This window comes from Bradyrhizobium ferriligni, assembly GCF_056837965.1.
Genome location: NZ_JBXEJO010000133.1, coordinates 1 through 9,816, shown reverse-complemented (window position 1 = coordinate 9,816; position 9,816 = coordinate 1). Strand labels below are relative to the sequence as shown.

Sequence of the window (9,816 nt, the reverse complement as noted above, 5' to 3'; positions counted from 1 at the left end):
TATGCGATCGTCGGCAGCGTCGGATGTGTATAATAGACAGGGGCTGGGGTGGGGGTTTCACCACGAGTCACCCAGACGAGACAGCCCCCACCCGGCGCGCAGGCGCGCCGACCTCCCCCGCAAGCGGGAGAGGTAGGAGCGAGCGTGCGGATAAGCTACAGCAACCCGCGGCTTTCGCTCGCCGCAAGCTGGTCCATCAGCGCCTTGTCCTGATAGCGCGCGAGCGAGAGGCTGTGGGCGAAGGCCGGCACTGATGCGCCGACCACGGCGCGGGCGCAGAGATCGCCGGCGGCGCAGGCGCCCATCGTGCCATAGCCCGACAGCGCCGCGGCGAGGAACACGCCCGGCGTTTTCGCAGCCCCGATCAGCGGCCAGTTTTCCCTGGTCATCGGATAGTAGCCGCCGTAATGCACGCGGTCGCGCGGCAACGCGCCGAGATAGTGCGCGAGCTTTGGCTGCAGCCGGCTCGCCGCGCGCAGTACGACCTCGGGGAAATAGGGATTCAACTCCGGCTCGCGGACCGGCTCGGTGGTCTGTTCCGCGTTGAACGCCCAGCCGAGCTTGATCCACTCGCCGTGATCGCCGCCGTCGGGCCGGCAATGGATGCTGCCCGGCATCGGCGCCAGCAGGCGCGAAAATTCCGGCGCCGCTGCCAGCGCCTCGCGCTCGTCATCGGACCAGGCCAGCGTCTGGCCGTCGAGATCGATCGCAAACGGCATTTTGCGATCGACCGCGCGGTTGCGGTCGGCGAACGCGATCTTCTGCTGCAGCACGTTGACGATCGGCAGCTCTTCGCCATGCATCGCCGCGACATGCGCCGCGAACGGGCCCGCGGCATTGACGATGATGTCGGCCTTGATCGCCTGCCGCGCGCCATCGGCGAGCACATCGACGACGAAGCGGTCGGTCTTCGCGATACCGAGCACCCTCGCCTGCTGGAATTGCGCACCCAGCGGCCGCATCGTTTCCAGCATGTACTGGCCGAGTTGCTGGCCGCTGATGTCGCCCGCGCGGCGGATATGCAGCGCCGTCGCGACGTCCTTGTCGAAGTTTGGATAGTGCGACTGGATCAGATCGCGGCCGAGCAGGACGTCGACGCCGTCGGGCGCACTCTGCCAGTCCGCCGAATGCGGCGGCAGGTAGCCGCGGCTTGCGCCCTCGTGCAGGCGGATCAGCTTTTCGGCCTGCGCGCCATAGCCGGCGTAAAGTTGCTGCAACAATTCCTCGGGCTTTTCCTCGCGCGTGACCAGGAGATAGCCGCGCCGGGTCATGTGGATGCGGTTGTCGCTGCGGCGCGCGATCTCCTCCATCAGGTCGGTTGAATGGTTGGTGAAGTCGGCCATCGTCGGATGCGGCCACCAGTTGCGGTAGTTCTCGCCCGACTGCGCCGAGGTCAATGCCATCGGCTGGCCTTCGTCGACAATCAGCACGCGCGAACGCTTGTGCTGAACGGCGAGGTAATAGGCCGTGGCGATGCCGACGATGCCCGCACCGATCACCAGGATTTCGACGTCATTGGTCTTCACGCGCACTCTCCATAGACCGCGCAGCGCGGCCCGCGATCATTCACATTGTCAGAACGTGATCAGACCGGACGACCCTCGCCTGCATCCCGCAACGCCTGGCGCTGCGCCGAGCGCAGCGTCTTCTGCGTCTCCTCGATATGGTCGCGCAGCAGCCGGACCGCCTTCTTGACCTCGCCGTCGCGGCAGAATTCGAGCAGCCGGTAGTGCTCGCGCTGCGGACGCTCCTTGCCGGTCGCCTGCGACACCAGCGCCCGGGTGAAGCGGCCGACATGGCCGTAATTCGCCTCGATCATGCCGAGCAGGCGCGGGCGATTGCACGGCGCGTAGAGCGTGGCGTGGAATTTCCAGTTGAAGGCGCCCCATTGCGCCGGATCAGGCTCGGCATCGTAGGCGCGGAGGATTTTCGTCGCCGCCTCGAGATCGATCTCGCCCATGGCCGGGATCGCCAGGCGCAGCGCGTGGCATTCGAGCGCGATCCGGATCTCGAGCAACTCGATCACCTCGTCGATCGAGAGATCCGAGACCACCGCGCCGCGGTTGGGCAGGAAGGTCACAAAACCTTCGGCCTCGAGCTGGCGCAGCGCCTCGCGCACCGGGATGCGGCTGGTCCCGAACCGCGCGGCGAGCTCGTCCTGGCGCAGCTGCAGTCCGGGCGCGAGCTCACCCGAGCTGATCGCGGCCCGCAATGCCTCGCGCACGGCGTCCGGCGCGGAACCGTGGGGTCCGGCCCCTCGGTGGCTGGTGACGGTTGCGGGTTCCATCCGGCTTCTCTCTCGCTGTGCGGCGGCGGCGGCCAGGATATCCGGCCTAGCTGATTGTATAAAATCAGTTTGCCGATTATGCAATGCAGTGTATAAAATCTCTCCTCATCGTATCCAATATCGCCATCGTTCGCGAGCACCCCGATGCATCAAGCCGCCAAGCGATTGATCTGCCTAGCTTTTCTTGCGGCGGCGACAGCCGCCCCGGCACAGGCCCAATCGTCCGGCGGCACCCTGGCCAAGATCCGCGATGCCGGCGAAATCCGGCTCGGCCACCGCGACGTCTCGGTCCCGTTCTCCTATCTCGACGACAACCAGAAGCCGGTCGGCTTTGCGATGGACCTTTGCACCCGGATCGTCGATGCGGTGAAGGCCGAGCTGAAGCTGCCGGCGCTGCAGACCAGGCTGCAGCCGATCCAGCTCTCCACCCAGATCCCGCTGATCGAGAACGGCACCATCGACATCGTCTGCGGTCCCGCCACCAATACGCTGGAGCGGCAGAAGGTCGTCGCCTTCAGCAACACGATCTTCGTGTCGAGCATCCGTGCGGTGGTGCACAAGGACGCGCCGATCAAGACCTTTGAGGATCTCGGCGGCCGGCCGGTCTCGCTGACCTCGGGCTCGACCTCGATCGGACTGTTGAGCGCACGGGCCCAGGAGAAGAACTTTCAGACCAAGAACATCCTGACGGCGGACCACGCCGCATCGTTCCTCGCGCTGACCACCGGGCGCAGCGAAGCCTTCGTGATGGACGACATTCTGCTGGCGAGCCTGATCGCCGGCAGCCGCAACCCTGCGGACTGGCGCATCATCGACGACAGCCTGCGCACCGAACCCTACGGGCTGATCATCCGCAAGGGCGATCCGGAGTTCAAGGCGCTGGTCGACAAGACGCTGGTCGCCATGATGAAGAACGGCGAATTCCAGGAGCTCTACGCAAAATGGTTCACGCGGCCGATCCCGCCGAAGAACGTGAACCTGAATTTTCCGATGACAGCGCCGCTGAAGGATGCCGTCGCCAACCCGAACGACAAGGGCGTGTGAGGCAATCGCCGGATCGGCGGCGAATCTTTCGCAACACAGCCGCGACGTCTGAGCGGCCACCGCACACCAGCGTGCGGCGCGCGATGGCCCTCGGCTTTCCTGCTAGAAATCCACCGTCATGGAAAGCCAGAGCGTCCGCGGCATGCCGCTGATCACATAGCCGGTTGGATTGCCGATCCAGTAGTGCTTGTCGAACAGATTGGTCAGCGACGCCCTGAAGGTGGTCGGACGCCCCGCGAGCGTCGTCGCGTAACGCGCACCGATGTCGAAGGTCGCCCAGGCGGGGACGCTTTGGACGTTGTCGGCACTGACATAGGCCCGGCTGGTGTAGATGGCACGCGCCGTCGCGGTGAGGCCGGGCACGAAGGGCGTATCCCATTCGACACCGAGATTGCCCTGCAGGTCGGGCGCGCCGATCGCGTGATTGCCGTCGTAGAGGTGTCCCTGCGTTTGGGTGAGCCGGGCATCGAGCCAGGTCACGCCACCGAGAACGCGGACGCCGGGCGTGACCTCGCCGAAGGTATTGAGCTCGATACCGCGGTTTCTCTGCTCGCCATCCAGACTGTAGATCTTGGTGATGGGATCGATCACACCGCTCGGTTGGCTGATCTGGAACGCCGCAAGGCTCGCACCGAAGCCTCCGAGATCGAGCTTCGTGCCGACCTCGACTTGTCGCGTCTTGAACGGCGCAAACACCGCATTGGTATTCACCGCGCCGGAGGGCGGCGTCGGCCCCGGCGTCAGGCCTTCGATGTAATTGGCATAAAGCGAGAGTTGCTTGATCGGCCTCACCACCAAGGCGATCGAAGGCGACGTCGCGCTATCGTCGTAGTGTGTTGTTTCCAGGCCGCTGACCGGATTGAAGCTGTTCGCGATCACCTGCTGCTGGCGCGCGCCCACGATCACCTGCAACAGGCCCCCCATCGTCGTGATGGTGTCGGCAACACCGACGCTGCGCAGCCCGAGGAAGCCGGATTTGCCTTCCGGGAACGTCGACACCGGGTTGCCGGCAGTCGCCAACAAGGTCGGTCGGTAGATGTTGGTCAGGTAGGTCGCATAGTTGGTCTGCCCGAGCCAATCGGTCCGGTCGAGCGCGCTGCCGCTGACCACGACCTCGTGGCCGATGGGACCCGTGTCGAAACGCGCGCGTATGCCCGCCTCGCCGGAGGCGCCCTCCGACTTGCCGGTCTGGAACCGTGACGTGCCCAAGGCATCGCCTGCGGTGTTGAGCAACGTGGCACCGGGATCTTCCTGCTTGTCGTAGCGGAACTGGTTGCCGCCGATCGCGCCAAACACGGTGACGCTGTTGCTGAGATCGTGTTCGGCCCTGGTCAAGCCGGTCAGGCTCTGCGACCGCGCATAGTCAAACCGCTGCGCGAGATTGATACGCGGATCGGGAGCGCTCGGCATGACGATGCCGGGCACGGGCGTGTAGCCGCGCTGGGCCGCCTTCATCCAGTCGTCCTGGGAGATGATGTCCGCCGACCAGCGAAAGCGCTCTCCATGATAGTCGACGCCGAGCGAGCCCACGCCGTTGCGCGCCGACTGCCGATCGATCGTGGTGTTGCCGCCGTCGATCCCGCCGTTGAAGCGAACGCCCCATTCCTTCTGTTCGCCATAGCGGCGTGCGAGGTCCAGCTCCGCTCCAAAGCGTCCATCCGAGATGTAGCCGGCGGTCAGGCGCGTGATGTCTTCCGCCGCCCGCTTCGTCACGACATTGACCGTGCCACCGATGCTGCCTTGCGGAGCCATTCCGTTGAGAAAGGCACCCGGCCCCTTGAGCAGCTCAATGCGCTCGATGGGAGCCGGATTGATGCGGTAGGCCGGAACGAGGCCGTAGAGCCCGTTCAAGGCGATTTCGCTGTTCTCGACCCGGAAGCCGCGGATCGTCAGCGCGTCGTAACGGTTGCTGCTGCCGATCGCAGCACGCACCGACGGATCGGAATTGGTCAGCACTTCCGCAACGCTGGTTGCCTGCTGATCGCGGATCGTCTTCTCGGTGTAGCTCGTCAGACTGTACGGGGTCTCCATGTAGTCCTTGTTGCCGAGCAGGCCGAGTTGCCCGCCGCGCGCGACCTGGCCGCCGATATAGGGCACGGGTAACGCCGCCTGCTGCGCGCCGGCCGTCGGCGCGGCCGCAGCCTGCGGCACGTGCTCGCGCCTGCTCACCTGATGCGATCCCGATCGGCGCACTGAGCGCGACGACGACGGCCTCCGAACCGGCGTGGCTCGATGCTCTGGCGCGGTGACGACGATTGGAGGCAGCGGCGCAACGCTGCTCGCGGGTGACTGCTCAGGCGACTGGGCGAGCGAAGGGACCGCGGAAAGGAAGAGAGACGCGCACGCGAATTGAAATGCGCGTGGAGCGTTTGAACTGACGAGCATGAGGTCCCCGGATTCTTCGTGGCTTCGCCTCGAACATCATCAGGGTTCGAGCGCGACCACCGGGGCATAAGCAGCATGCGTTGTGAGGCCAACTAGAACGCATCTAAGCGACGGGGATAACACCTGCTGCATGAAGCGACATCGATGCGGCAGATTCCGTGTTTCGATTATTCTTTCGCTGAATCGGCGTTGCGCGCATGCGGCTTGCTTCTAATCGCCACCTTCGAGGTTAGAGGGATTCTTGATGCGATCGTCGTCGCCATCGACGCGCTGCATCCAACCGTCGCGGTGAATCGTCGCAGACCGCTGATGGCGGCGGACGGAGCGATCGACAACGACGACCGATGGATTCACCGGCATGCGTCCCCTCGCCCGCCAGGGCGAAGGGACACGCAGCCCGGCGATCAGACGCCGGCCATCATCACGTATTTGATCTCGACATATTCATCCATGCCGTGGCGCGAGCCTTCGCGGCCGAGGCCGCTTTCCTTGACGCCGCCGAACGGCGCCACTTCGGTCGTGATCAGGCCGGAGTTGACGCCGACCATGCCCGACTCCAGCGCCTCGGCGACGCGCCAGACGCGGCCGATGTCGCGCGAGTAGAAGTAGGAGGCGAGGCCGAACGGCGAGGCGTTGCACATCGCGATCACGTCGGCCTCGTCCTTGAAGCGGATCACCGGCGCGAGCGGGCCGAAGGTTTCTTCGTGCGACACCAGCGCATCCGGCCGCACATCCGACAGCACCGTCGGCTCGAAGAAGCTGCGGCCGAGCGACGAGCGCTTGCCGCCGGTCACGATCTTGGCGCCGCCCTTCACGGCGTCGGCGATGTGCCGTTCGACCTTCTCGATCGCTTCCATGTTGATCAGCGGCCCCTGCGTCACGCCAGCCTCCGTGCCGTCGCCGATCTTCATCTCCGCGACCTTCTTCGACAGCTTCGTGACGAACGCGTCGTAGATCTTGTCCTGGGCATAGAGACGGTTGGCGCAGACGCAGGTCTGGCCCATGTTGCGATACTTCGAGACGATGGCGCCTTCGACCGCGGCATCGATGTCGGCATCGTCGAACACCACGAACGGCGCGTTGCCGCCGAGCTCGAGGCCGAGCTTCTTCACGCCGACCGACGCCTGCCGGTACAGGATCTTGCCGACCTCGGTCGAGCCGGTGAAGCCGACGAAGCGCACCGCCGGATGCTCGCACAGCACCTTGCCGATCGGCGGCGCATCACCGGTGATGATGTTGAACACGCCCTTCGGCACGCCGGCCTTCTCGGCCAGCGCAACGAGCGCGAGCGCCGACAGCGGCGTCTCGTTGGCGGGCTTCAGCACCACGCTGCAACCGGCAGCCAGCGCAGGCGAGACCTTGCGGGTGATCATCGAGTTCGGGAAATTCCACGGGGTGATGGCGCCGCAGACACCGATCGGCTGCCGGATCGCGAGCAGACGCGCGTCCGGACGCTGCGTCGGGATCGTCTCGCCATAGACGCGACGCGCCTCTTCCGCGAAGAATTCGACATAGGCGGCGCCGATATCGACCTCGCCGAGCGCTTCCGCCAGCGGCTTGCCCTGCTCGGAGGTCAGGATCAGCGCGAGGTCCTCGCGGTTGGCGATGATCAGATCGAACCATTTGCGCAAGATGTTGGAACGCTGTTTCGCGGTCAGCTTGGCCCAGGCCGGAAACGCGCGCTCGGCGGCCTCGACGGCCTTGGTCGCGTCATCGGCGCTCAGCTGCGGGATCTTGATCAGCTCGACGCCGGTCGCCGGATTGTTGACGGCGAATTCGGGGGTGCCGACCCAGGCGCCGTCGATGTAGCAGCGGTCGCGCAGCAGCGAGGGGTCCTTCAGGCGGCTTTGCAGGGAGGATGCTGCGGATTGGCTGGCGCGTGCGGCAACGGGCGGGGTCATGGCGTTACTCCTGTCATTTCTGGAATTTCTTGGGGTGTTCGCCGCCTATATAAGCGGAAAGCCGCTGCGATGCACCGGCGCCGGGCGCGACCCTGCTTCAAGCAATATTGAGGGCTCGCGCGCGATCTTCTTCCACGCGCCGTCGTGCAGTGGCGCTCAGACTGCGCCGCCGGACATATAGGTTTCACGACGGCCGATCATGCGCTCGGCCGCGGCCTTGGCGTCCGCCTTGGTCGAGGTCGCGCAGGTCCGGTATTCGAGGTCGGCCTGCGCCCGCGCATCGCGGCGGCCGAACCAGGATTTGGTGCCGGACCGCAGCAGCGCCAGCGCCTGCGCGACATTCTCGACGGCCTCGAACGAGTGCAGTGCGCCGGTACCTGCGTAGCGGACTTCGTAGAGACCTGGGCTGATCGGCGCCTCGATATTCTCGCCGCGGCCCGGCCGCGGATAGCGCTTCCATTCACTCCATGTCGAAATCATTGCTGCGCCCCCGCAAGGCGGGAAATGACGAATCTTTTCGTCAAATCCGGTCCAATCCGCCGCACCGTTTGTGCAGCGATCTGAATGCGTTAATGCAAATAATCAGGTACGAAAATCATTCCTTGATCACGTTACCGTGGCCGCTTGCGGAGGTCACCGGGACTTGCGCGGCGTCCCCTGCAAAATCTGCGCGCGTGGTGAACGTCTCCCGACCAAGGCCGTTCCTAGCGGCCCGCCTTCACGACATCGCGACATCGTCGCATCGCGCCCGCCTTGCGGGAGCGGAAAAGCGGGAGGATGATCCGCCCACTTCAAAACAATAAACCCCACCGGAGGAAGCCCCCAATGCAGAGCAAGGCCCAGATCGATCAGGTATTGCGCCAGAAGAGCGAGGCAAAGGAAATTCCCGGCGTGGTCGCCATCGCGGCCACCGGCAAGGACGTGATCTACGAAGGCGCGTTCGGCAAGCGCGACCTCTCCAAGAGCGATCCCATGACGGCGGACAGTGTGTTCTGGATCGCCTCGATGACCAAGGCGGTGACCTCGGCGGGCGCGATGCAGCTTGTCGAGCAGGGCAAGCTCTCGCTCGATGAGCCGATCGGCAAGCTGTTGCCCGATCTCGCCGCGGTGCAGGTGCTTGACGGCTTCGACGCCAAGGGCGAGCCGCAGCTGCGGCCGGCGAAAAAGCCGATCACGCTGCGCCAGCTCATGACCCACACCGCCGGCTTCGCCTACGATATGTGGGACGGCAACCTCGGGAAGTATCTGGAAAAGACCGGCACGCCCGGCATCATCACCTGCCTGAATGCCGCGCTGAAGACGCCGATCATGACGGACCCCGGCACGCGCTGGGAGTACGGCACCAATATCGACTTCGTCGGCAAGGCGGTGGAAGCCGCATCCGGCAAGAAGCTCGATGCCTATCTGCGCGACAACATGTTCGCACCGCTCGGCATGAGCGACACCGCGTTCAAGATCTCCGACGACATGCGCAAGCGGCTGGTCGGCATGCATGCCCGCGGCGAGGACGGCACGCTGGCGGCAATCCCGTTCGAGCTCGAGCAGAATCCTGAATTCCACATGGGTGGCGGCGGCCTGTATTCGACGGCGGCCGACTACATCAAGTTCTGCCAGATGATCCTCAACAAGGGCAAAGGCAACGGCAATCAGGTGCTGAAGGCCGAGACGGTCGCGACCATGGGGCAGAATCACATCGGCGAGCTCACCGTCGGCAAGATGACGACGGCCCTGCCGATGTACACCAACGATGTCGATCTCTATCCCGACATCGTCAAGAAGTGGGGACTGAGCTTCCTCATCAACACCGCCAAGACGCCGGAAGGCCGCAGCGCCGGCAGCCTCGCCTGGGCGGGCCTTGCCAACACCTATTACTGGATCGATCCGTCGCGCGACGTCTGCGGCGTGATCCTGACCCAGCTGTTGCCGTTCGCCGACAAGCACAGCCTGGAAGCCTTCGCAGGCTTCGAGAAGGGCATCTATGCCGGGCTGGACGCCGGCAGCGGGCAGAGAGCGGCGTAAGGTAGAGCGAGGTCAGGCGACATCGGTCCAACAGCGCACTCGCTGCACCTCTCCCGCTCGCGGGGGAGGTCGCATCGCATCGAAAGATGCGATGCGGGTGGGGGCTCTCTCCAATGAGGGAGTGCGACTCGCGGCGACACCCCCACCCCAACCCTCCCCCGCAAGCGGGAGAGGGAGCAC

At 65.0% G+C, this 9,816-nt stretch carries 8 protein-coding genes; 2 read left to right on the top strand and 6 right to left on the bottom strand.

Annotation, left to right across the window (positions count from 1 at the left end; genetic code table 11):
- Positions 1-155: 155 nt before the first annotated feature.
- Positions 156-1,526, bottom strand: a complete 1,371-nt coding sequence (locus AC1VNY_RS41495) for an NAD(P)/FAD-dependent oxidoreductase (protein WP_482409519.1) — start codon at positions 1,524-1,526, stop codon at positions 156-158.
- Positions 1,527-1,585: 59 nt separating this feature from the next.
- A complete protein-coding gene (locus AC1VNY_RS41490) occupies positions 1,586-2,287 on the bottom strand; it encodes a GntR family transcriptional regulator (RefSeq protein WP_482409518.1) in 702 nt (233 codons plus the stop codon).
- 144 nt (positions 2,288-2,431) lie between these two features.
- Between AC1VNY_RS41490 and AC1VNY_RS41485 the strand changes: the two genes are divergently transcribed.
- Positions 2,432-3,331 (top strand): amino acid ABC transporter substrate-binding protein, encoded by a 900-nt coding sequence (locus AC1VNY_RS41485; protein ID WP_482409517.1) that lies wholly within the window; start codon positions 2,432-2,434, stop codon positions 3,329-3,331.
- Between the two features lie 102 nt (positions 3,332-3,433).
- Here the strand turns inward: AC1VNY_RS41485 and AC1VNY_RS41480 are convergent, their stop codons facing one another.
- From AC1VNY_RS41480 to AC1VNY_RS41465, 4 genes are all read right to left on the bottom strand, one after another.
- The gene (locus AC1VNY_RS41480; RefSeq protein ID WP_482409516.1) at positions 3,434-5,500 is read right to left on the bottom strand and encodes a TonB-dependent receptor; all 2,067 of its coding nucleotides are present in this window, start codon (positions 5,498-5,500) and stop codon (positions 3,434-3,436) included.
- A gap of 426 nt (positions 5,501-5,926) precedes the next feature.
- Positions 5,927-6,076 (bottom strand): hypothetical protein, encoded by a 150-nt coding sequence (locus tag AC1VNY_RS41475; protein WP_482409515.1) that lies wholly within the window; start codon positions 6,074-6,076, stop codon positions 5,927-5,929.
- A gap of 44 nt (positions 6,077-6,120) precedes the next feature.
- Positions 6,121-7,617: an NAD-dependent succinate-semialdehyde dehydrogenase gene (locus AC1VNY_RS41470; protein ID WP_482409514.1), complete on the bottom strand. Its 1,497-nt coding sequence runs from the start codon at positions 7,615-7,617 to the stop codon at positions 6,121-6,123.
- A 156-nt stretch (positions 7,618-7,773) separates the two neighbouring features.
- Positions 7,774-8,097 (bottom strand): hypothetical protein, encoded by a 324-nt coding sequence (locus AC1VNY_RS41465; RefSeq protein WP_482409513.1) that lies wholly within the window; start codon positions 8,095-8,097, stop codon positions 7,774-7,776.
- Positions 8,098-8,442: 345 nt separating this feature from the next.
- On the opposite strand from AC1VNY_RS41465, the gene AC1VNY_RS41460 reads away from it, so the two are divergent.
- On the top strand, positions 8,443-9,636 hold the full coding sequence (locus AC1VNY_RS41460) for a serine hydrolase domain-containing protein (RefSeq protein WP_038382584.1): 1,194 nt from the start codon (positions 8,443-8,445) through the stop codon (positions 9,634-9,636).
- The last annotated feature ends 180 nt before the right edge of the window (positions 9,637-9,816 follow it).